Annotated in this window: 20 protein-coding genes; 10 read left to right on the forward strand and 10 right to left on the reverse strand. The window is 65.2% G+C overall.

Features of this window, described 5'->3' with window-relative positions:
- The first annotated feature begins 23 nt into the window (after positions 1–23).
- The gene (locus ACJYUO_RS19780; protein ID WP_494347058.1) at positions 24–437 is read left to right on the forward strand and encodes an EamA family transporter; all 414 of its coding nucleotides are present in this window, start codon (positions 24–26) and stop codon (positions 435–437) included.
- A 26-nt stretch (positions 438–463) separates the two neighbouring features.
- On the opposite strand, the gene ACJYUO_RS19785 is transcribed toward ACJYUO_RS19780, so the two are convergent.
- A complete protein-coding gene (locus ACJYUO_RS19785) occupies positions 464–1,663 on the reverse strand; it encodes a potassium channel family protein (RefSeq protein ID WP_494347059.1) in 1,200 nt (399 codons plus the stop codon).
- Between the two features lie 95 nt (positions 1,664–1,758).
- On the opposite strand from ACJYUO_RS19785, the gene ACJYUO_RS19790 reads away from it, so the two are divergent.
- Positions 1,759–2,331 (forward strand): magnesium transporter, encoded by a 573-nt coding sequence (locus ACJYUO_RS19790; RefSeq protein ID WP_494347060.1) that lies wholly within the window; start codon positions 1,759–1,761, stop codon positions 2,329–2,331.
- Complete coding sequence (locus tag ACJYUO_RS19795; RefSeq protein ID WP_494347061.1) at positions 2,328–2,930, forward strand: magnesium transporter; 603 nt, start codon at positions 2,328–2,330, stop codon at positions 2,928–2,930. The genes ACJYUO_RS19790 and ACJYUO_RS19795 overlap by 4 nt, the downstream gene beginning before the upstream one ends.
- A gap of 27 nt (positions 2,931–2,957) precedes the next feature.
- On the opposite strand, the gene ACJYUO_RS19800 is transcribed toward ACJYUO_RS19795, so the two are convergent.
- From ACJYUO_RS19800 to ACJYUO_RS19815, 4 genes are all read right to left on the reverse strand, one after another.
- The gene (locus ACJYUO_RS19800) at positions 2,958–4,847 is read right to left on the reverse strand and encodes a cation:proton antiporter domain-containing protein (protein ID WP_494347062.1); all 1,890 of its coding nucleotides are present in this window, start codon (positions 4,845–4,847) and stop codon (positions 2,958–2,960) included.
- Positions 4,848–5,032: 185 nt separating this feature from the next.
- Positions 5,033–6,991, reverse strand: coding sequence for an AMP-dependent synthetase/ligase (locus ACJYUO_RS19805; protein ID WP_494347063.1), 1,959 nt, complete (start codon positions 6,989–6,991; stop codon positions 5,033–5,035).
- 217 nt (positions 6,992–7,208) lie between these two features.
- Entirely contained in the window at positions 7,209–8,129 is a 921-nt protein-coding gene (locus ACJYUO_RS19810; RefSeq protein ID WP_494347064.1) for an MBL fold metallo-hydrolase, read from the reverse strand.
- Positions 8,130–8,230: 101 nt separating this feature from the next.
- Positions 8,231–9,151, reverse strand: a complete 921-nt coding sequence (locus tag ACJYUO_RS19815) for a cation diffusion facilitator family transporter (RefSeq protein WP_494347065.1) — start codon at positions 9,149–9,151, stop codon at positions 8,231–8,233.
- A 222-nt stretch (positions 9,152–9,373) separates the two neighbouring features.
- Between ACJYUO_RS19815 and ACJYUO_RS19820 the strand changes: the two genes are divergently transcribed.
- The 4 genes from ACJYUO_RS19820 to ACJYUO_RS19835 all read left to right on the forward strand — a co-directional run bounded on the left by ACJYUO_RS19820 (position 9,374) and on the right by ACJYUO_RS19835 (position 11,485).
- A complete protein-coding gene (locus tag ACJYUO_RS19820) occupies positions 9,374–9,781 on the forward strand; it encodes a CrcB family protein (protein ID WP_494347066.1) in 408 nt (135 codons plus the stop codon).
- Positions 9,778–10,197: a fluoride efflux transporter CrcB gene (gene crcB / locus ACJYUO_RS19825; protein WP_494347067.1), complete on the forward strand. Its 420-nt coding sequence runs from the start codon at positions 9,778–9,780 to the stop codon at positions 10,195–10,197. Before ACJYUO_RS19820 ends, crcB begins: the two co-directional genes overlap by 4 nt.
- Before the next feature lie 131 nt (positions 10,198–10,328).
- A complete protein-coding gene (locus ACJYUO_RS19830) occupies positions 10,329–10,904 on the forward strand; it encodes a magnesium transporter (protein ID WP_494347068.1) in 576 nt (191 codons plus the stop codon).
- Positions 10,904–11,485: a magnesium transporter gene (locus ACJYUO_RS19835; RefSeq protein ID WP_494347069.1), complete on the forward strand. Its 582-nt coding sequence runs from the start codon at positions 10,904–10,906 to the stop codon at positions 11,483–11,485. Before ACJYUO_RS19830 ends, ACJYUO_RS19835 begins: the two co-directional genes overlap by 1 nt.
- A gap of 340 nt (positions 11,486–11,825) precedes the next feature.
- On the opposite strand, the gene ACJYUO_RS19840 is transcribed toward ACJYUO_RS19835, so the two are convergent.
- Positions 11,826–13,034, reverse strand: a complete 1,209-nt coding sequence (locus ACJYUO_RS19840) for a potassium channel family protein (RefSeq protein WP_494347070.1) — start codon at positions 13,032–13,034, stop codon at positions 11,826–11,828.
- 124 nt (positions 13,035–13,158) lie between these two features.
- On the opposite strand from ACJYUO_RS19840, the gene serS reads away from it, so the two are divergent.
- A complete protein-coding gene (gene serS / locus ACJYUO_RS19845; RefSeq protein ID WP_494347071.1) occupies positions 13,159–14,538 on the forward strand; it encodes a serine--tRNA ligase in 1,380 nt (459 codons plus the stop codon).
- Between the two features lie 76 nt (positions 14,539–14,614).
- Positions 14,615–14,761, forward strand: a complete 147-nt coding sequence (locus ACJYUO_RS19850) for a hypothetical protein (protein WP_494347072.1) — start codon at positions 14,615–14,617, stop codon at positions 14,759–14,761.
- Between the two features lie 269 nt (positions 14,762–15,030).
- Here ACJYUO_RS19850 and ACJYUO_RS19855 read toward each other — a convergent pair whose 3' ends face one another.
- Complete coding sequence (locus ACJYUO_RS19855; protein WP_494347073.1) at positions 15,031–17,217, reverse strand: elongation factor EF-2; 2,187 nt, start codon at positions 17,215–17,217, stop codon at positions 15,031–15,033.
- A gap of 286 nt (positions 17,218–17,503) precedes the next feature.
- On the opposite strand from ACJYUO_RS19855, the gene ACJYUO_RS19860 reads away from it, so the two are divergent.
- Positions 17,504–18,259 carry a DUF5781 family protein gene (locus ACJYUO_RS19860; RefSeq protein ID WP_494347074.1) on the forward strand — a complete coding sequence of 252 codons (756 nt, stop codon included), beginning with the start codon at positions 17,504–17,506 and terminating at the stop codon, positions 18,257–18,259.
- An 82-nt stretch (positions 18,260–18,341) separates the two neighbouring features.
- Here the strand turns inward: ACJYUO_RS19860 and ACJYUO_RS19865 are convergent, their stop codons facing one another.
- From ACJYUO_RS19865 to ACJYUO_RS19875, 3 genes are all read right to left on the reverse strand, one after another.
- The gene (locus tag ACJYUO_RS19865) at positions 18,342–18,950 is read right to left on the reverse strand and encodes a 30S ribosomal protein S7 (RefSeq protein ID WP_006432288.1); all 609 of its coding nucleotides are present in this window, start codon (positions 18,948–18,950) and stop codon (positions 18,342–18,344) included.
- Positions 18,951–18,952: 2 nt separating this feature from the next.
- Positions 18,953–19,381: a 30S ribosomal protein S12 gene (locus tag ACJYUO_RS19870; protein ID WP_004267302.1), complete on the reverse strand. Its 429-nt coding sequence runs from the start codon at positions 19,379–19,381 to the stop codon at positions 18,953–18,955.
- A gap of 241 nt (positions 19,382–19,622) precedes the next feature.
- Positions 19,623–20,048, reverse strand: a complete 426-nt coding sequence (locus ACJYUO_RS19875; protein ID WP_494347075.1) for a NusA-like transcription termination signal-binding factor — start codon at positions 20,046–20,048, stop codon at positions 19,623–19,625.
- Between the last annotated feature and the right edge of the window lie 3 nt (positions 20,049–20,051).

Genomic DNA, 20,051 nt, shown 5'->3' on the forward strand with positions numbered 1-20,051 from the left:
CGAATACCGGAGAAGCCGCCCGCATGGTCAGTACGGCGATTCTCTTCGCACTCGGTGCATTGCTCTTGTACGGCGGCTGGGCGGTTGCCGGCGGCGTCGCGACGCGGTCGCTCTCGCCGGTGAACGCGGTATTTCTCTCCTACGTCGCGAGCATCGTCATCGCCGGCGGCTACGTGCTCTCGCTGCGGCGTCCCATCTCCGGGACCCGCATCGACATCGCCTTCGCGCTCGTCTCCGGGGCGTTCCTCGCGGCCGCGTCCATCAGCTTCTACGCCGGTCTCGCTCGCGGAAACATGGCGATCGTCTCGGCCATCGCCGCCCTCTACTTCGTGATTCCGGCGGTCGTCGGCGTCCTCTACTTCGAAGCACAGCTCTCCCCGACGAACGTCGTCGGCTTGGCGCTCGCGGTCGTCGCCGTCGGCCTCGTCGCGGCCTGAGTCGGGACTCGCTCGATCGATCGATTTCAGAGTGTCGCGTCGCCGTCCCCCGCAACCTCCCGCAGGTGATCGATACCCAGCGGCGGGCCGCGGACGAGCAGCGTCTCGCTGGCCGAACACGGGCGGTCGGCGGCGGGGTCGAACGTCCAGCCGTCGCCGGCGTGGATCGCGAGGACGACGACGCCGGTCCCCTCCTCGAACTCGAGGCCGGCGACGGTCGTCCCGTCGAGGTCGCTGCCCGCGCCGACCGAAACGGCCGCAATGGCCTCCTCGCTGTCTTCGAGGGCCGCGCCGAAGACCGGCGGCAGTTCCACCTCGCGGAGGACGACCTCGGCGATGTCGACCGCGGCGTCACAGATGGCCTCCGAGGCCGCCGCGAGGTGGAGCAGCCCGCGCAGTTGCTCTGGGCTGCCGATCTCGTCGCCGGCCTCGATGAGCCACGTCTCGAGGCGTGTTTCGTGTTCGTCGGAGGCCGCCTCGAGCGTGAGTACTTCCCGGGCGAGGTCGTCGCTGTCGAACCGGGCCGCGCCGTAGGCCAGCCCGGCCGCGAGTTCGGCTATGTCCTTGAGTTCGACGACGGCGTCGGCCGCGCGGGCGATGTCCTCGTTTTCGGTCTCGGCTGCCGACGGTTCGGGGGCCGGGAACGACTCGCCGGTCGCCCGCCGGTAGACCGCCTCGATCCCTTCGCGCGGGCCGCGGCCGACGATCACGTCACCGGCCGAGAGCCTGTCCTCGCCCTCGGGTGCGAACGACCACTCGCCCTCGCGGCGGATGGCGATGAGGAACACGCCGGTCTCGCGGTCGAGCTCGAGGTCGCGCAGGCGGGACCCCGCGAGGTCGGAGTCGGCGGCGATGGTCGCCCTGACGAGCCGTTCGTCCGCGTCGGGGAAGGCCCGCTCGAAGGCGTCGGGGACGCCGCCGTTAGCGCGGACGATCCGGGCGATATCGGCCGCGGCCTCGGTGATGCGAACGGCGCTCGCGGCGACCTGAAAGAGGCCGACTAGTCGCTCGGCCTCCTCGGCGCGCTTGGCCGCGAGCATCAGCGCGATCCGGGCGTGGTACTGTAGGTAGCTGACCCGCGACTCGAGTTCGAGCACCTCGTCGGCCAGGGCGGGGTCGTCGTACCGAACGGCGGAGTAGGCGAGATCGACCGCGAGCTCCGAGGAGTCTTTGAGTTCCACGAGGATCTCCCGGACGTTCCGGGGCTCGTAGCTGATTTCGCGCATTATCCTCCCGTCGCTCGGGAAAGTAATCAAGATTAGGCCCGAGAAGCGGGTCGGCGAACCAATGCTTAATGCATCGGCGATACACCTTGTGACAGATGTTGGGTCACGACTCCGCCCTCGACGTGTATCGGCAGGCGCTGCCGGTCGTTCTCGTCAGCCTCGTCGCAGGCCTCTTCGCTGGAACGGTATTGGGAACCGAAACGATGCGCCAAGGGATCGAGAGCGTCCCCGGAATCCTGCTGTTGCTTCCCGCCTTTCTGGCCACCCGCGGCGGCGTCTACGGTTCGCTCGGCGCGCGCCTCTCCAGTGGCCTCCATCAGGGCGTTATCGAACCCCGCTTCGAGTGGACCGGGCAACTGCGAAACGCGATCGTGGCCTCCTTCCTGAACGGGATGATCGTCTCGGTCTTCATCGCTGTCCTCGCGTGGGGCGTCATGCTCGCGCTTGGCCGCCCGGCGAGCCTGCTCGAACTGCTCATCGTCCTGTCCGTCGCCGCCCTGTTGAGCGCGGTCGCGATGCTCGGGGTGTTGCTGACCGTGATCTTCAAAGGCTATCGGCGGGGGCTCGACCCCGACAACGTCATCGGCCCGGTCGTGACCACCGTCGGCGACGTCTTCGGCGTGGTCTTTCTGCTGACCGGCATCGCCGCGGCAGGGGTGGTGCTGTGAGCGTCGGCGGCGACCTCCTCCACGGCGAGGACCTCGAGAACGACCTGCTCGACGACTGGGGCGTCGGTCACATCGTCACCACGCTCGTGCCCCTGCTGGCGATTCTCTCCGTCCTGCAGATGGTCTCGGGGACGGTCCTCGAGAGCTACGAGGAACAGCTACTCGAGAACCCGTCGCTGCTCGTCTTGGTCCCGGTGATGATCGGAACCGCCGGCAACCTCGGCTCGATCATGTGCGCCCGGCTGTCCACGCAGTTGCATCTGGGAACGCTCGAGTTCTCGCCGTCGAATCCGAACATTCGGGCCAACATCGGGGCGGTCATCGGGCTGGCGGCGACGGTGTTCGTGCTGCTGGGAATCGCCTCGTGGGGGATCGGCCGGGCCCTCGGCGGGACGCTCGGGCTCGGACGGCTCATGGTGATCACGGTCGTCAGCGGGATGGTGCTCGCGGGCTGGGTCGTCGTCGTCAGCTCCGTCGCCGTCTACGCCTCCTATCGACTCGGCTACGACCCAGACGACACGACGATCCCGGTGGTGACGAACGTCTGTGACATCACCGGCGTGCTTATTCTCTTTGCCGTCGTCGGGCTCGTGCTGTAAATCGGCTGCCCAGTGGCGCAGTAGAGCCTATATCGGCGTTCCACACTGCTCGATCGTCTCGCGGACCGCCTCGGTCCGGCCGATGAGCGTGATGTGATCGCCCCGCTGGAGTTCGACATCGGGCGTCGGCACCTCACTGGTCCCGTTCCGACTCACGAGTGCGATGAGGACGCCGTTGGGGAGTTCCCCACCGATGTCGGCGATCCGCTTGCCGATGAGGTTCTCGCTGGTGACTTCGATCTCCTGGACGTCGCCGGAGCGGCCGAGTTCGGACATCCAGTTCGACAGCGCGGGCCGTTCGATCTGATTGTCGATCGCCCACGCGGTCGACTCGGCCGCCGAGATGGTCTGGACGCCAAGTTCCTCGAACGCCGACGCGTTCGACGGATTGTTCGCTCGAGCGATCACGTTCTCGACGTCGAAGTTCGACTGGGCGAGCTGTGCCACGAGGAGGTTCGCGTCGTCGTCACCGGTCGCCGCAACGACGGTCTTGGCGTTTTCGGCACCCGACTCGCGTAACACCTCGACGTCGGTCCCGTCGCCCCGCTGAGCGGTGAAACCGTCGTTGCGAAGTTGCTCGAGGACCGCTGGATCCTCTTCGATCAGCACTACGTTTTCACCGCGCGCTTCGAGCCGTTCTGCCAGCGAGCGACCGACGCGGCCGCCGCCGATGATGAGTACACGCATTGGAATCACGTCGAGTGTCTCCGCGATTTGTCGGGCGAGCCCGCCCTCGAGGACGACCGTGATGAGGATGACGAGAAAGACCGTGCCGACGAGCAGGTCCGCACCGGCCGGGTTCGTCGGAGCGGTCTCGGTCTGGAGCCGGATCGCGAACAGAGTCGCGACCGACGCAGGGATGATGCCCCGCGGGCCGACGAAGCTCATAAACAGCGTCTCTCGGAGCGTAAACCGGTCTCCACGGGTCGTCAGAAAGACCAAGAGCGGTCGCAAGACGAACATCACGACGAAGACGACCGCCACGCCGCCGAGCCCGAGCGCGAACAACTGGTCGAACTCGAGCAATGCCGCGAGCGTGATGAAGACGAACGAAAGGACGATCAGCGTAATATCGCCCTTGAACGCCTCGATATCCTCTTCGTAGGGGAGCCCGGCGTTCCCGAGGATCAGTCCGGCCGTGGCCGCGGCCGCCACGCCCGCCTCCGAAAAGACGTAATCGGCCGTTCCGTAGGCGATGATCGCCCCCGCGAGCGTGAGCAATCGAGCGTTTTGGGGCGCGTTGTCCGGTGAGAGATCGACGTACTGAAGCACCGACCAGACGACCGCGGCGACGACGACGCCGACGAGCAGTCCCGTGCCGAGCCGTTCCGCGAACAACTGGAGGTAGAGCTCGGTGGTTAGCGTCTCCTCCCCGACGGTCATCGCCTTGAACAACACGACCGCGAGGATCGCCGCCGTCACGTCGTTGACGATCCCCTCCGTCTCGAGGGTCGCCGCGACCCGGTCGCGGACGGGGACGACCTTCAGAATCGGCGTGATAACCGTCGGCCCCGTCGCGATCAGGAGCGCGCCGATCAGCAGCGCGATGTCCCAGTCGGCCCCGAGGAAGAATCGCACCGCGCCGGCGGTTCCGAGAAACGCGATCACCGCGCCGATCGTGGTCAGCCGTAACACGGCCCTCGGCGCTTCTTTGATCTTGTCGATCTTGAGGTGGAACGCGCCCTCGAAGACGATGACGGCGACGGAGAGGCCGACGATCGTCGAGAGCCCGCTCTCGCCGAAGGAATCGATGGTCAACACGCCGAGCCCTTCCGGGCCGATCGCGACCCCGGATGCGATCAAAAAGAGGACGCTCGGCACGCGGAACCGGGCCGAGAGAAGCTGTGAGAGAACGCCGAGGCCGACGATCGACGCGACCAAGAGGAGCAGATCGGCACCGCCTTCCGCGCCGGTCATGGTCGTCGGTGTCGTCCCGCGCTCGAGTCGCGTCCCGCTACTGCCTGTCCGTCCATTCGTGCGACTTCACTCGGTCCACTCGGTTAAATCCTGTGAGAAACGGCTGTAATTTGCCCGAAACGGGTTCCGATCGTCACAGCGAGCGCCCGCGAGGGGACGGCATTATCGCGCCGAGAACGGAGCAGTCAGTCGTCTTCGTAGAGCCGATCGACGCGGTCGTCGAAGCGGTCAAGGATGACGCGGCGCTTCTTTTTCATCGTCGGAGTCAGCATGTCGTTTTCCTCGGTGAACTCCAGGGGCACGAGTTCGAACCGCTTGATGGTCTCGTGTTTCTCGAAGTTCTCGTTGACTCGGTCGACTTCCCGCTGGATGTACTCGCGGACCCGCTCGTCGTCACACATCGCCTCGGGGTCCTCGGGCAGGTCGATCCCCTGCTCGTCGGCCCACTCGCTGACGTGGTTCGCGTTGGGGACGAGCAACGCGCCGATGAACTTCTCGCCGTCGCCGACGACCATCGCCTGCTCGACGATCTCGCTGGCGGCGAAGGCGTCCTCGATCGGACCGGGCGCGACGTTTTTGCCCGTCGAGAGAACGATGATCTGTTTGAGTCGATCGCGAAACTCGAGGTAGCCGTCGGGCCGCAGGTGGATGATGTCGCCGGTACGGAACCACCGTGTGCCGTCCTCGTCTTCCGTAAACGCCCCTTCGGTCGCACCGGGCTTGTTCCAGTAGCCTTCGGTGACGTTCGGTCCGTTGACGAGGAGTTCCCCGACTTCGCCGGGGTCGTCGGCGAAGGCCTCCTGATCGGCGACGGTTTCATCGACTGTCACGTCGACGTTGGACAGGGGTGGGCCGATCGTCCCGATCTCGACCGCGTCTTGGGGATTCGTCGCGACGACCGGCGAGGTCTCGGTCAGCCCGTACCCCTCGAAGATGGGCAGCCCCATCGCGTGATAGAGCCGACAGAGTTCCGGCGAGAGACTCCCGCCGCCGCTGATGAGCAGGTCGATCTCGCCGCCTAACGCCTCCCGAACCGACGAGAAGACGAGTGTGTCCGCGACCGCCTGCTTGGCCGACAGGATCGGTCCCGGCGAGTCGGCGAGTTGGTACTCGACGCCGACGTCGGTGGCCCACTCGAAGATCCGTTCGGAGACCGCAGACCCGCTGGCCTCCTCGCGGATGGCGTCGTAGATCTTCTCGTAGACCCGCGGCACGCTCGTGGCCGTCGTCGGTTCGACGATACTGAAGTCCTCCTGGAGCGTGTCCGGGCTCTCCGCGTAGGCGACGCAGGCACCGCTCGCAAAGAGCACGAAGTGGCCGGCCGTCCGCTCGAAGACGTGGGCCAGCGGCAGGTACGACATCGCCACCGACTCCTCGTCTAACACCGGCACGTCGTCTGCCTTGTCCGGCCGCGGCGCGAACCGCTTCCGGATGCCGTTGACGTTCGACCGGAAGTTACGGTGGCTCAACTGGACTCCCTTCGGCTGGCCCGTCGTCCCACTGGTATAGATCAGGCTCGCCAGATCGTCCAACTCCGTCTCCGCGATCCGTTCCTCGTAGGCCTCGAGCTCGAACGTCTCCTCGCCGCGGGCGTAGACCTCACCGAGGGTCAGAACGTCGTCGCGGTCCTCGTAGCCGTCGATCTCGTCGATCGAGACGATAAACTCGAGGTCGAGGTCGTCCTCGACTTCGAGAACGTCCGCGAGCAGTTCCTCGTTTTCGACGACGACGCCGTCGGCGTCGGGGTCGTCGAGCAAGTAGCGGACCTGATCGGGCGAGGAACTCGTGTAGACGGTAGTAACGACCGCGCCGGCCGAAAGCAGGGCGAAGTCCGACTGGGCCCACTCCATGCGGGTGTTCGCAAAGAGGCCGACCCGATCGCCCGTTTCGACGCCCAGATCGCGAAAGCCGGCCGAGAGCGTGCGGACGATATCGCGCATCTCGGCGTAAGAGATCGTCCGGAACTCGCCGGGCGTCGCGGCGGGAAGGACCGACTCGGTCAGCGATCGCTCGTAGATGCCGCCCTTGTACTGCTGTGCCGGTCGGTTCGCGTTCCGCTCGGCCGCGTCCTCGAACAGCCGCGCGAGGGTCGTCTCGCCGATTACCTCGTCCTCGTACTCTCGTTCGGCGTCCCGCAAGTCCATATCCCTATGAGAGTATCTCCCGTACGATAAAACGTGATGAAACTAATTGCATCGTCGACTACGTTTCTCGCGCGCTCTCGAGGTCCCGAATCCCGACGAAACGGCCGGTAACCGGCCGTTCCGCGGAATCGAAACAACCGGCGGGGAGTTCCGGGGTCGGCCGGCGCTGCCGGCAGCCGCCCGCCGGTTTGTGGGCCACGATTCGCTGCTCGAGACCTCACTCCCGGTGCTCGAGATAGCCGAGCACGCCCCGCGTGTTCAGTTTCGCCTCCTCGCTGGCTTTCTCGTCGCCCCAGACGCCAGTCATCTCGGTTGCGTTGGCGAAGTGCTCGACGACCGCCTCGTCGTCTCCGAGCGCCGTCCGCCGGTCGGCGACCGCCTCGACCCACTCCTCGAGGACGGTCGCGTACTCCTCGAGCGCCCGGTCGACATCGCCGTCGACGTATCGTGGGCCGAAGTGCGGATAACAGAACACGTCCGGATCGATCGCCGACAGCGTCTCGAGGTCCGCGAGACACTGCTCGAGGTCGAAGTTCGAGGGGGGCGAGGTCTCCCGGATCGCCTCGATCTCGGGGACCCAGATGCCGGCGGCGTCGGCGACGAAGACCGCGTCGTTTTCGGGGTCCTCGAAGACCACCTGATGGGGGGCGTGGCCGGGTGCCGCGTGGACGCGCAGTTCGTGGGTGCCGAGGTCGATGGCGTCGCCGTCCTCGATCGTGACGATTCGATCTTCGGGAATCGGCTCGGGTTCGACGTAGTACTCCCACTGATCGCCGACGGCGTTTTTCGTCCCCGCGACCAGCCGCGACGGGTCAACGAGGTGGTCGACGCCGATCGGGTGGACGTAGACGTCGGCGTTCGGGTAGTCCGCGGCGAGAAAGCCCGCGCCGCCGGCGTGATCGAGGTGGATGTGGGTCAGCGCGATGACCTCGAGGTCGTCCTCGCCGATGCCGACCTCGGAAAGCGCCTCGCGGAGCAGGTCGTAGTTGGTGCCGATGCCGGTGTCGACGACGGCGGGGCGCTCGTCGTCGAGGATGTAGACGGCGCCGTACTCGTTCGTGTCGTACATCCCCGTATCGAGGCAGTAGAGGTCCGAACAGTCGCCGGTAGTGACTTCGCGGACGTCTCCGACTTCCATATCGGTAGCCCGTCGTCGGACGGGATAAAAGCTCGCGTCGCGGCGACTCGAGGCGAGTACGGCCGAGTCGGCCGCCACTGCTCCTCGAGTAGCGCCCCGTCTCAGCGATCCTCGACCGATTCCTTCCACTCGCCGATTCCCGAAGGGTCGAGGTGGACGTGTGCGTCGCCGACGTCCTCGACGTTCCGCAGCCGATCGACCAGTTCCGACTCGATGTCGTGGGCCTCCCGGAACGGCATGTCGCCGTCGACCTCGACGTGGACTTCAACCTCGAGGACGGTGCCGTCGTAGAAGACGGTCAGGTCGTGGACGCCCTCGACCGCCGCGTGGCTCCGCAGGCGGTCGGTGATCTCGGCCCGTTTCTCGGGGCCGGGCGCGGCACCGATGAGGTAATCGACGTTCTCCCTGCCGATCTCGACGCCCTGATAAACGACCAGCAGGCTGACGAGGCCGCCGGCAAGGGGGTCGAGTATCGGGTAGCTGACCAGCACGCCGAGGACGCCGACGATCGCGGCGACCGAAGTGTAGATGTCGTTCAGACAGTCTTTCGCGAGCGCCGCGAGCGCGGTCGACTGCAGGGATTCGTTGATGCCGATCGTGTAGCGATAGACCAGATACATGTCGGCGACCGAGAACGCGAGTGCCGCGAGCAACAGGACGCTAAACTCGATATCGGGGCCGGCGACGAGCCCCTCGACCGAGCGATAAAGCAGGTTCAACCCGAGCAGTGCGATCACCGCGCCGACGAACAGCGCCGTCAAGGGCTCGATCCGGGCGTGACCGTGCGGGTGGGTGTCGTCCGGTTCGTCGAACGCGCTCCGACCCCAGACGAGGACGACGACGCTGGCGACGAGATCCGCGACGGAATGGGCCGCGTCCGCGAGCAATGCGACACTACCGAAGACGTAACCCGCCGCACCCTCGACGACGATCTTGACGACGTTGCCGAGGACGTTCGCCCACGACGCCCGCGCGAACGCGTTCCGGCCGCCGTCGCCGTCCGCGCCACCCTCTTCGGACATGGCTCGGTTTAGAGCCAGTCTAACCTTGGGTCTTTTCCTTCCCGTCCTCGAGTCGAGAGTGTCCGAACGGTCTTCGCAACGCTCATTTCGATCCTCCGAGAACCGCCGGTATCCGGGCGATGGGGCCCGCCTGAACCAACCGCCGGAGAAACGCCGACCGGCCGGCTTGCCGCCGGCAGGGTCGAGCGTCGGTCGGCTGACGGTCCCTGTGACCAGCCAGCCATGACAGACGCTCACCCGCTCGTTCGACTCGAGACGCTCGCACTGATCGCCGTCGGCGGCTTTGCCGGTTCGAACCTCCGTTTCTTCGCGATGGGGGCGCTCCCGGACGTGCCGTCGATCGTCCTCGTCAACGCCGTCGGAAGCGCCGCGCTCGCTTTTCTGGTCTACGAGGCCGAATACGCGGGGTACGTCGGGTCGCGCACCCGGCTCGTCTTTGCGACCGGCTTTCTCTCCTCGCTGACGACCTACAGCACGTTCGCGCTACAGGCCGCGCTCGCGTCGACTCCGCTCGCCCTGCTTGGCATCGTCGCGGCCAACTACGGGCTCGGAGCCGTCGGCGTGCTCGTAGGACGGGCGCTCGCTCACCGGATCGGCGACCCGCGGCCGATCGGGGGTGAGACGGCATGAGCCCGACGCCGTTCGAGTCGCTCGTCGGCGCGCTCGTCGCGATCGATCCCGAACCGGCCCACGTCGTCGGCACTGGCGGTGCGATCGGCGCGATCCTCCGGTATTGGGTCTCCGAATGGGTTTCCGATCGGGCCTCGAGCGATCGGTTGCCGCTTTCGACGTTCGCGGTCAACGTCGTCGGCAGTTTCGTCCTCGGGCTCGCGGTCTTTGCGGGCGCGGGCGAGTCGACGCTATCGCTCGTCGGAACCGGGATCTGCGGCTCGTTTACGACCTTCTCCTCGTTTTCGGTCGAGACGCTCCAGTTGTACGAACGCGGCGATCGGGCCCTCGCGGCCGGCAACGCCGCGGCCAACCTCGCGTGTTCGCTCGCGGCGATTGGCCTCGCGTGGGCGCTCGTCGCCGTCAGCCCCGTCTGAGTCCGAACCGAGGACCCGGGCCGGGACTCGTTAGCGATCGGTCACATGCGGTAGTTGTTCCCACGCACTCGAGCGATCCCCTCGCGTTCGATCCGTGGTAGGTTTATGGTCGGGGCGCGTGAAGCGACGCTATGGAGGCTCGCCAGGAGGCGTGGCGCATCTACCGCGAGTCACTCCCGATTCTCGCAGTCAGCCTCGCCGGCGGCATCTTCGCGGGCTCGGTCCTCGGATCGGAAGGGATGACGGAAGGATTCGAACGATTTCCCGGACTGCTCTTATTACTTCCCGCCTTCCTCGCGACTCGAGGGAACGTCTACGGCGCGATGGGGGCGCGGATCTCGAGCGGACTCCATCAAGGGATGATCGATCCGTCGTTTTCGTGGGATCGACGGCTGGTCAACGCGGTCGTCGCCTCGTTTATCAACGGCATCGGTATCTCGGTGTTCATCGCCGTCCTCTCGTGGGGCATCTTGCACGCGTTGGGGCGTGAATCCGCGAGACTCGTCGAACTCGTCGGCATCATGTTGGTTTCGGGTGTGCTCACCTCCGTAACGTTGATCTTCGGGCTGCTGGCGCTGGTGTTTGCCAGTTACGAGTACGGACTCGATCCCGACAACCTGATCGGCCCGATCGTTACCACGCTGGGCGACATCTTCGGCGTCGTCTTCCTCTTCGTCGCGATCACCGTCGTCGGAGGGATCTTCTGATGGCGGCGACAGAGTCCGAGGACTCGCTCGGCTCGTGGTCGGTCCGCACCATCGTCGCCACGATGTTCCCCATTCTGATCGCCCTCTCGATACTCGAGATGGGGTCGGGCTACGTCCTCGAGGAACTCGAGGAGACCTACCTCGCCAATCCGACGCTGCTGGTGCTCGTCCCCGTGATGATCGGCATGGGCGGGAACCTCGGCGCGATCCTCTCCTCGCGGCTCTCGACGCGGCTCCATCTGGGGCTGCTCGAGTTCGATCCGCGAGACGAGGTGCTGTGGACGAACGTGATCGCGATTATGGGCCTCGCGATCACGATCTTCTCGGCGCTCGGGCTCATCGCGTGGGTCGTCGGACAAACCATCGCCGCACCGATGGCGCTCGCCGATCTCATGCTCATCTCGGTCGTCAGCGGCATGTTACTCGCCGCGATCGCGACCGTCCTCAGCATCGCCGCGACGTACATCTCCTACACGCAGGGGTTAGATCCCGACGACACGACGATCCCGGTGGTGACGAACGTCTGTGACATCCTCGGCGTGGTCGTCCTCTCGGTCGTCGCGATCGTCGTGCTGAACTGAAGCGGACGGCTCGAGCGAGGACAGTTTGAGCGGAGGTACGGACCAATCGCGAGACCTGCGTCTCACAGGTCGATACGGAACGACTCGAGAAGGCGACGTTCTCCCGTCGTATCTACAGCTTGTAACCAAAGCCACTTAAAGAGATATCGGCGCAATCCGAACTGCGGACAACGACTGCTGACGACGCGGCGACTATCGATGTAACTGTGGACCATAAGTCCTCGAGAACGACCAGTCTCCCGTCATAGCTTTACCTTGTGACCAGAGTTACTTAAACCCCGAACGGAGACGCGGCGTTTTGTGGCGACCGGAATTTCGCCCAGCAGACGAACGCCGACGGCTACGCCGATGCGAGGTCTCGGAACGCCGCCGCGGCCGTCCGGGTCCCCTTCGAGATGAGCACGTCGCCGCCGCGCAGTTCGGCGTCGGCGTCCGCGACTAGCAGCCACCCCTCGCCGGGTCGGCGAATAGCGATCACCGACATCGTCGACTCGGCGTCGGGAACGCCGGCGGTCACTGCAGTGCCGTCGAGGTCGCTCCCCTCGGCGACCTCGACGCGGGTAATGATCTCGTCGCTCTCCTGGACGGCCACCTGCACGACCGGGTGAACGTCGATGTCCCGAAGAACTCCCGCACTAATCTCGATCGCAGCGTCGCTGATCCGCTCCGTACAGTTGCCGAGTTGGATCAGCCCCCGCAGGACGACCGGATCGGTGGCGTCCGCGGCCGCCCGAAGCGTCCACGCCTCGAAGCGCGACTGCATCGCGTCGACCTCGACCTCGAGGTTACGGACCTCTTCGGCCAACTCCTCGCTGTCGAACAGCACGCTGCTGTAGGCCAGATCGACCGCCAGTTCGGAGAAGTCTTTCATGTGGACGATCGTGTCCACCGCTCGCTCGAGGTCGTCGATGTCGGGCGTCTCGACGCTCGGGGCCTCGTAGGCGGTGCCGGTCAGCTCCTCGCAGACGTTGCCGATCGCCGACTCGGGCCCTCGGAGGAGCGCGACATCGTCGGCCTCGACCCGCGTCATCGGCCCCGGGTTGAGCAGCCAGTCGCTACCCCGCCGAAGCGCGATCACTCGCACGCCCGTCTCAGACTCGAGGTTGATGTCCTGTAGCGTGCGCCCGGCATAAGAGGAATCCGCCGCGACGACGCCCCGCAGGAGCGCTTCGGCGGCGTCGGGCAGCGCTGCTCGCATCGCCTCGGGCAGGCCCATGTCCTCGAGGACGATCTTCGCGATGTCGCCCGCGGCGTCGCTGATGCCGTCGGCGGCTCCGACGATCCCCAGCACGGGCGCGAGCTGTTCCGCGTCGGCCGGCTTTCGGGCGGCCATCAAGAGGCTCATCCGCGCGCGAAGCTCGAGAACGTCCATCCGCTCTTCGAGCCGGAGCACCTCCGTCGCGAGCTCCTCGCTCTGGTGGAGCACGGCCGAATACGAGAGGTCGATCAACAGCTCGGCGGTGTCTTTCATCTCCACCAGCACGTCCTTGACGCTGACGGGCTCGTACTCGATCGGGGCCGACGACGTCTCGCCCTCGAGCGGATCCATACCTCGAGAGTGGCGGCCCCGCGGAAAAAGGGTTTCCCGCTCGAGGAGGGCCGGTCGAACGATCAGCCGACGCGACCTTCCGACACGGTTTTGCCCGGGCGCAAAGAACGCACGACCAATACCAATGCTCGACCGGACTTATCTGCGCGAAAAGCCCGAAGAGGTACGCGACGCCCTCGACGCCCGCGGGGCTGACGTCGATCTCGACGAGCTGCTCGAACTCGACGAACGTTGGCGGGAGCTGAAAGCCCGCGGGGACGACCTGCGCAACGACCGCAACCAGATCACCGAGAAGATCGGGACGCTCGTCGCCGAAGGGAAAGACGAGGAACGGGAGGAGGCCATCGAGCGGTCACGGGAACTCAAAGCCGAAATCGAAGAGGTCGAAGACGAGGCCGTCGAACTGCAGGAGAAACTGCAGGAACGGATACTCGAGATCCCGCAGGTCCCCCACGAGAGCGTCCCGCTCGGAGTCGACGAACGCCACAACGAGGAGGACCGCCGCTGGGGCTTCGACGACCTTCGCGACCTGCCCGACGAGGTCACCCCCCACTACGACCTCGGCGAGGAACTGGACATCATCGACGAGGAACGCGCCGCCAAGACGACCGGGTCCGGCTTCTACTTCCTCAAGGGAGAGGGCGCACAGCTCGAGCATGCCCTGATCCAGTTCATGATGGACATCCACCGCGAGCAGGGCTACGTCGATCTGTTCCCGCCGGTGCCGGTCAAGAGCGCCTCGATGCGCGGCACCGGTCAGCTCCCGAAGTTCGCCGACGACGCCTACCGACTGGGCGGCAGCAACGAGGAGGAATACGAAGACGACGATCTCTGGCTCTGTCCCACCGCGGAGGTGCCGGTCACCAACATGTACGCAAACGAGATCCTGTTGGACGACGACCTCCCGCTCAAACACCAGGCCTACACGCCGAACTTCCGGCGCGAGGCCGGCGAACACGGCACCGAGACCCGCGGAATCGTCCGCGTCCACCAGTTCAACAAGGTCGAGCTCGTCAACTTCGTCGAACCCGAGGAGAGCTACGACCGCCTCGAGAACCTCCTCGAGGAAGCCGCAGACATCCTCGAGCGCCTCGGCCTTCCCTACCGTATCCTCGAGCTCTGTACCGGCGACCTGACCTTCGCCAGCGCCAAGACCTACGACATCGAGGTCTGGGCCCCCGGCGACGACATGGACGACGGCCCCGAAGACGGCGGCCGCTGGCTCGAGGTCTCGAGCGCGTCGAACTTCGAGGACTTCCAGGCCCGCCGCGCCGGCCTGCGCTACCGGCCCGAACGCCACGAGTCGGCCGACTACCTGCACACCTTAAATGCCTCGGGACTCGCGATTCCCCGCGTGATGGTCGCCATCCTCGAGTACTACCAGAACGAGGACGGTACCGTCACGATCCCCGAGCCGCTGCAGCCGTACATGGGCGGCAAAGAGGTCATCGAGGGGCACGAAAAGGTCGGCGAGAGCGCGCTCGGTGCGGGCGAGCGGGAGTAGACCGGATCGTCGTTTCGCGGTTCGCCCGAGTTCTGTCAACGAGAACGATTATAATTGTGACCCCGGATCTACCGGTATGTACATCGATCTCCGCCAGAAGCTCGTCGCCTCGATTATCGGCGTGCTGTTCGTCGTCGGAGCGTTCGTGCTGGCCACGTGGTGGCTCGCATTGGTCGTCTTCTTCGTCATGGCCCCCTTCTTCCTGAAGGTGCTGACGGCGTGACGACGCGACCAACCCCGCAGTGAGTATCGGACGACGAAGTCCCGCAACGCGTGGGACGCGTCGCACTCGGAAAACGACGTTCTCTACGCGGTACGAAACGGCAGCGAACGTACCGCGAGCGTCGAAGATGCGAGCGGTCTTCCTCGTGAACGCAGTGAACGAGGGCTCGGAAGAGCGTAGCTCTTCCGGCGTTTTTGGTCGAGATTTTTGACTAGGTTCGAGCGCGACCTTCCGCCGCGCGAGGAGCCGATTAAAAAAAGGTCGGCGGCTTAGATGTAGTCGATACTCGGCGGCAGCTCGAGTTTCATGCCCTTGCGCTCACGGATCTCCATGATCTTGTCGCGCTGGAGCGAGTCGGACATGACCTCGAAGCCGGCGTTCTCCGTGTTCCAGGAGGCACGGCCCTCGGTCGCAGAGCGGATGTCGGAAGCGAAGCCGATCATCTCGCCGACGGGCGCGATGCCCTCGACGACCATCAGATCGCCTTCCTGGTACATGTCGTCGACGCGACCACGACGGCCCTGAATCTCGCCGGAGGCAGCGCCCATGTGGTCGTTAGGCACGTCGATGCGGACGTCCTGCATCGGCTCGAGCATCTTGATCTTGCCGTCGATCAACGACTTGTGAACGGCCTCGCGGGTCGCGGGGATGACCTGTGCCGGACCGCGGTGGATGGTGTCCTCGTGGAGCCGTGCGTCGTGCAGGCGGATGAGCGATCCCTGTACGGGCTCGTTGGCCAGCGGACCGTTATCGAGGGCTTCCTCGAGGCCCTCGATGACGAGTTCCATCGTTTCGTTCAGGTGCTGGATACCCTTCGTGTCGTCGATGAGGATGTTGGTCCCGTGGATGTGCTCGACTTCCTGGGAGTCGTCTTTGTCCATGCCGGCCTCTTGCAGGGCCTCACGGCGGTCCTGCTCGGGCATGTCCATCGAGGCCTCGCCTCGCTTGATCGTCTCCACGAGCTCGTCGTTCATCGGCTCGATGGAGATGTAGAAGCGGTTGTGGCGGTTCGGCGAGATACCCTCGACCTGATCGCTTGCCTGCTGGGGCTGCTCGCGGTAGACGACGATCGGTTCGCCGGTGTTGACCGGGATGCCCTGGTTCTTCTCGATACGCTGGGTGATGACCTCGAGGTGGAGCTCACCCTGCCCGGAGATCAAGTGCTCGCCGGTGTCCTCGTTGATGTTGATCTGGATCGTCGGGTCCTCCTTGGAGACTTGTCGAAGCGTCTCGATCAGCTTCGGCAGGTCGTCCATGTTCTGGGCCTCGACGGACTTCGTAATGACCGGCTCCGAGATGTGCTCGATCGACTCGAACGGCGTCATCTCGACGCTCGAGACGGTCGAGCCGGCAATCGCGTCCTTGAGACCGGTGACGGCGGCGATGTTCCCGGCGGGAACCTCGTCCACTTCCTCGCGCTCGCCGCCCATGTAGACGCCGACGGACTGGATGCGGTTCTTGCCCGCAGTCCCGGAGACGTACAGCTCCTGGCCCTTCTCGAGGGTTCCCGAGAAGACGCGGCCGGAGGCGACTTCGCCCGCGTGGGGGTCCATCGCGATGTCGGTGACCATCAGGACGACTTCGCCGTCCTCGTCGACCAGACGCATCTGTTCGGCGATCTCGGACTGGTCGTCGCCACGCCAGACGCGTGGGATACGTCGGGGCTGGGCGTCGATCGGGTTCGGGAAGTGCTCACAGACCATGTCGAGCACGACGTCCGACAGCGGCGTCCGCTCGTGGAGCTCCTGGCGCTTGTCGGCACGCTCGAGTTCCATGATCTCGGCGAAGTCCATGCCGGTACGCTGCATCGAGGGCATGGAGACACCCCACTTGTAGAGTGCGGAGCCGAAGCCGACGGTCCCCTCTTCGACGGAGACCGTCCAGTCGTCGATATCGTCCATGTCCTCAGTCATCCCGCGGATAAGCTCGTTGACGTCGCGGATGACCGAAAGGAGTCGCTCCTGCATCTCCTCGGCACCTTCCTGCAGTTCGGAGATGAGGCGGTCGACCTTGTTGATGAACAGAGTCGGTTTGACGCCCTCGCGGAGCGCCTGTCGCAGCACCGTCTCGGTCTGGGGCATGGCCCCTTCGACGGCGTCGACGACGACGAGCGCGCCGTCGACGGCGCGCATCGCTCGAGTGACGTCGCCACCGAAGTCGACGTGGCCCGGCGTGTCGATGAGGTTGATCAGGTGGTTCTGATCCTCGTACTCGTGGGTCATCGAAACGTTGGCCGCGTCGATGGTGATCCCGCGTTCCTGTTCGTCCTCTTCGGTGTCCATCGCGAGCTGCTCGCCGGCGGTCTCGTCGGAGATCATGCCGGCACCAGCCAGGAGGTTGTCCGTAAGGGTCGTTTTTCCGTGGTCAACGTGAGCGGCGATGGCGATGTTCCGGATGTTCTCCGGGTCGTCCATCAGCCGTTCACACTCTTGGACGATCTTCTTGCGTCGGCCCATATATCCCCCAATACCGCCAGCGGGGTCAAAAGGGTAGTGTTTCGTCGCCGCCGGATTTCGTCGTTCTTTCCGGTCCAAGCGTTTGAATATCCAGTTTGAGTGAGTGAACGGTTCTCATAATTCCGCGGGCCGTGGCGACGGCCGAGTCCACGACTGAGTTGTCACCCGGCTGGGGACCGGTCCGCGCTGACGACTGCCGACAGTCCGTCGGCAGGCAGAGGGCGGTTCGGTTCCGTGCAACCGCACAAAAGAGTCAAATCCCGTCGGACTCTTGGTACTGTTACACATGGATATTCGAGTACAGGGACCGGGGCCGACTTCTCCATTCCTCAGCGCCCGCGACCTCTTCGAAACCGAACAGGACCTCTCGCTGCCGGTCTACGTCCGCCTGCGGGACGACCCCGACGAGCGGACCTGGGCCGGCCACTACGACGACCGCCACGTGCTGAACATCTCGAGGCAGGCCGCCTCCTCGGCGATGGCTCGTGAACTCGCCCTCCACGAGTTTGCCCACATGGCGCGTCACGAACAGGAACACCCCTCCCACACCCAGTCCACCGAAGAGGTGCTCTACCTCGCACTGGCCGGCAAGAGCGTCGAGCGGCGCAAGCTTTCACACTGTTACCAGATCGCAAATCACATGAAAGACATCTACGCCGACGACATCACGCTCTCGGTCGGCCCCGGCGAGAAACTGCTCTCCTTCCTCGAGTCGAGTCTCGCGGCGGCCGTCGCCGACCGGCCCGAAACGCCGTCCAGACCGGGCTTCGAGCGGCTTTCGGCGAGCGCCGATCCCGAGATCACGGCGGTGAACGCGGCCTTCGCGCTGGCACTCGCAGAGCGACACGATCTGGTCGACGAGGACCACCGGCTGTACGACCTCGCGCACGCGGCCGCGATGGACGCCCCAGAAATCGACTTCGACGGGTTCAAACGCCGCTTTCGGGAACTCGCGCGGGAGCCGGACACGAGCGCGTACCGGCAGGTGCTCGTCGACGCGACGCGGTCCTACGTCGGCGGTGAACATCGCGCCGCAGACTGAGTTAGCCGCGGAGCGAGCTGATGGCTAAAACTGTCGATAGCGACCTGCAGTCTCGAGAGAAAACAGCTGAAAAACGGTCCGCTTAGCGGGCGGCAGCCGCGACGCGTTCTTTCTCCTCTTTCTGACTGACCGCGTAGGTCTGAACGTCGTAGTTGGCCGCGCCGATGAGCTGGCGGGCGATGGCCTCTTCGACGTCAGTCGTCGTCTTGAACGAGTCGTTGTAGACGCCCTCCGCGAGGAACTTCAGCGCCTGATCGACGCGGCGCTGGGGCGCGACGTCGACGGCCTTCGGGACCGAGATACCACCGTATTTCAGGCGGACGGTCTCCTCTCGTGGGGCCGCGTTCTCGACTGCCGTGACGAGCACCTGAATGGGGTTGTCCTCGGTGCGCTCGTTGATGATGTCGAAGGCGTCACGGACGTAGTTGAGCGACTGCTGTTTCTTGCCCGTGTTCTCCTCGGTCTGCATCAAGCGGTTGATAAAGCGCTCGACGATCGAGATTTCGGACTTTTTGAACTGCTTGCTGGCGTGGCGACCCGCGGTGTGAGCGACCGGCGAGACCGTGATGTAGCGCTCGGTCGAGGGGTCCGCGTACTCGATTTCGACGAGGTCCCACGTGCCGAAGAGCTTTGCCGAAACGTCTGCACCACCGGCCGGCGCGTCCGGATCTGGTTGATCTTCTGCAGCCATGATTATCGCACCGGTTTCTCCGCGTTCCCGCGAACGAGTTCTTTCAGCGCGACGCCGTTGACCTTGTCGACCTTGTAGTTGACACCGGAGAGGTCACCCATCGCACGACCCTTCGCCCCACCGATACCGGCGATGGTGACTTCGTCGTGTTCGTCGATGAACGAGATCGCACCGTCACCGGGACAGAACGCGGTGACCTGTTTCCCGTTTTTGATCAGCTGGACTCGGACGCACTTTCGGATCGCCGAGTTGGGCTGTTTGGCTTCGATGCCGACCTTTTCGAGTACGATACCGCGAGCCTGAGGTGCGCCCTCGAGTGGGTCGGACTTCTCGCGAAGTCCACGGGCGCGGCGCGCGTAGTCCGAGTCGGACCACCGCTGATTCTGGCGGTCCTTCTTGAGCTTGCGCGCGGCGTATTTGCCGTTTGCCATAGGGGCCGCTATCCGTCGAAGGCACTTAAGCGACCTGTTTCGATCCGGCGTTACGGCTCGAGATCGCTTTAGGAACAGTGCTCGCCGAATCTGTGGGCGTTTCGCTGACTCGAGTTACCGATCGAGCGCGGGTTAGCGACCCTCGGCGGGCGAGAGGCGTCCGAACGGCGGTCGGCTACGCCGATCGGTCGCTGGCGAAGTTACCGCTCTCGAAACGGGAAAATCACAGCGATCGACGCCCTCAGATCAGCTGCACGTCGTCGATCCCGAAATGCCGCGCCGCGAGCGTTCGAGCGGCGTCGATCGTCCGCCCGTTCGTGCCGATCGCGACGCCGTGGTCGTCTTCCGCGACCTCGACGTAGGCGACGGTGTCGTTGTTCTCGCTGATCGTGACGTTGTACACCGCCGCGGGCGCGAGGAGGTTCGCGACGAACCCCTCGGCCGTCTCCGCCCCTTCGACGAGGCGGACCTGCGCGTTGACCCGGTCCTCGAGGCGTGCTACCGTCTGGCCGCCGGGGCCGATCGCCTCGCCCATGCCGCCACGTTCGACGACGATCAGGAGCCTGTCACCGCCCTCGGTGACGAGGCAGTCCCGGCCGTCGACACCCGTTACATCCTCGAATGCGGCGAGGTATTGGCGGGCGTCGTCATCGAGGGTAACGCCCATCGA

It is taken from the genome of Natrinema sp. CRL1 (assembly GCF_059162405.1).

Bases quoted from the DNA above. Each gene is read 5' to 3' on its own strand.
- ACJYUO_RS19780 (WP_494347058.1), top strand. From the start codon at position 24: ATGGTCAGTACGGCGATTCTCTTCGCACTCGGTGCATTGCTCTTGTAC.
- ACJYUO_RS19785 (WP_494347059.1), bottom strand. From the start codon at position 1,663: ATGCGCGAAATCAGCTACGAGCCCCGGAACGTCCGGGAGATCCTCGTG.
- ACJYUO_RS19790 (WP_494347060.1), top strand. From the start codon at position 1,759: ATGTTGGGTCACGACTCCGCCCTCGACGTGTATCGGCAGGCGCTGCCG.
- ACJYUO_RS19800 (WP_494347062.1), bottom strand. From the start codon at position 4,847: ATGACCGGCGCGGAAGGCGGTGCCGATCTGCTCCTCTTGGTCGCGTCG.
- ACJYUO_RS19805 (WP_494347063.1), bottom strand. From the start codon at position 6,991: ATGGACTTGCGGGACGCCGAACGAGAGTACGAGGACGAGGTAATCGGC.
- ACJYUO_RS19810 (WP_494347064.1), bottom strand. From the start codon at position 8,129: ATGGAAGTCGGAGACGTCCGCGAAGTCACTACCGGCGACTGTTCGGAC.
- ACJYUO_RS19815 (WP_494347065.1), bottom strand. From the start codon at position 9,151: ATGTCCGAAGAGGGTGGCGCGGACGGCGACGGCGGCCGGAACGCGTTC.
- ACJYUO_RS19820 (WP_494347066.1), top strand. From the start codon at position 9,374: ATGACAGACGCTCACCCGCTCGTTCGACTCGAGACGCTCGCACTGATC.
- crcB (WP_494347067.1), top strand. From the start codon at position 9,778: ATGAGCCCGACGCCGTTCGAGTCGCTCGTCGGCGCGCTCGTCGCGATC.
- ACJYUO_RS19830 (WP_494347068.1), top strand. From the start codon at position 10,329: ATGGAGGCTCGCCAGGAGGCGTGGCGCATCTACCGCGAGTCACTCCCG.
- ACJYUO_RS19835 (WP_494347069.1), top strand. From the start codon at position 10,904: ATGGCGGCGACAGAGTCCGAGGACTCGCTCGGCTCGTGGTCGGTCCGC.
- ACJYUO_RS19840 (WP_494347070.1), bottom strand. From the start codon at position 13,034: ATGGATCCGCTCGAGGGCGAGACGTCGTCGGCCCCGATCGAGTACGAG.
- serS (WP_494347071.1), top strand. From the start codon at position 13,159: ATGCTCGACCGGACTTATCTGCGCGAAAAGCCCGAAGAGGTACGCGAC.
- ACJYUO_RS19850 (WP_494347072.1), top strand. From the start codon at position 14,615: ATGTACATCGATCTCCGCCAGAAGCTCGTCGCCTCGATTATCGGCGTG.
- ACJYUO_RS19855 (WP_494347073.1), bottom strand. From the start codon at position 17,217: ATGGGCCGACGCAAGAAGATCGTCCAAGAGTGTGAACGGCTGATGGAC.
- ACJYUO_RS19860 (WP_494347074.1), top strand. From the start codon at position 17,504: ATGGATATTCGAGTACAGGGACCGGGGCCGACTTCTCCATTCCTCAGC.
- ACJYUO_RS19865 (WP_006432288.1), bottom strand. From the start codon at position 18,950: ATGGCTGCAGAAGATCAACCAGATCCGGACGCGCCGGCCGGTGGTGCA.
- ACJYUO_RS19870 (WP_004267302.1), bottom strand. From the start codon at position 19,381: ATGGCAAACGGCAAATACGCCGCGCGCAAGCTCAAGAAGGACCGCCAG.
- ACJYUO_RS19875 (WP_494347075.1), bottom strand. From the start codon at position 20,048: ATGGGCGTTACCCTCGATGACGACGCCCGCCAATACCTCGCCGCATTC.